The sequence below is a fragment of the Actinopolyspora sabaoui genome (genome assembly GCF_051225635.1).
Classification (GTDB): Bacteria; Actinomycetota; Actinomycetes; order Mycobacteriales; family Pseudonocardiaceae; genus Actinopolyspora.
In genome coordinates, this window is sequence record NZ_JBMIHH010000028.1 from 1 (window position 1) to 446 (window position 446).

Sequence of the window (446 nt, forward strand, 5' to 3'; positions counted from 1 at the left end):
TCTATATCGTGCTCAACAAGCCGGTCGGCGTGGTCTGCACCACCGAATCCGGGGTCAAGGACAACATCGTCGACTTCGTCGGCCACGACCGCCGGATCTTCCCGATCGGCCGCCTGGACAAGGATTCGGAAGGGCTGATCCTGCTGACCAGCAACGGCGACATCGTCAACGAGATCCTGCGCGCCGAGAACAAGCTGGAGAAGGAATACCTGGTCGCGGTCAACCACGAGGTGACCCCGGAATTCCTGCGCGGCATGGGCCGCGGTGTGCCGATCCACGGCCAGACCACGCTGCCGTGCAAGACCGGCAAGCTCGGCCGCTTCGGTTTCCGCATCGTGCTGGTGCAGGGCCTCAATCGGCAGATCCGCCTGATGGCCGCGCACTTCGGTTTCCGGGTCAAGCAGCTGCTGCGCGTGCGCATCGGCAACGTCAAGCTCGGCCACCTC

Annotated in this window: 1 protein-coding gene; it reads left to right on the forward strand. The window is 64.3% G+C overall.

Annotated elements, in window-relative coordinates; translation table 11 throughout:
- Window positions 1–446: pseudouridine synthase (locus tag ACOQFL_RS22830; protein WP_435546260.1), on the forward strand; the 446-nt coding region annotated here is incomplete at both ends.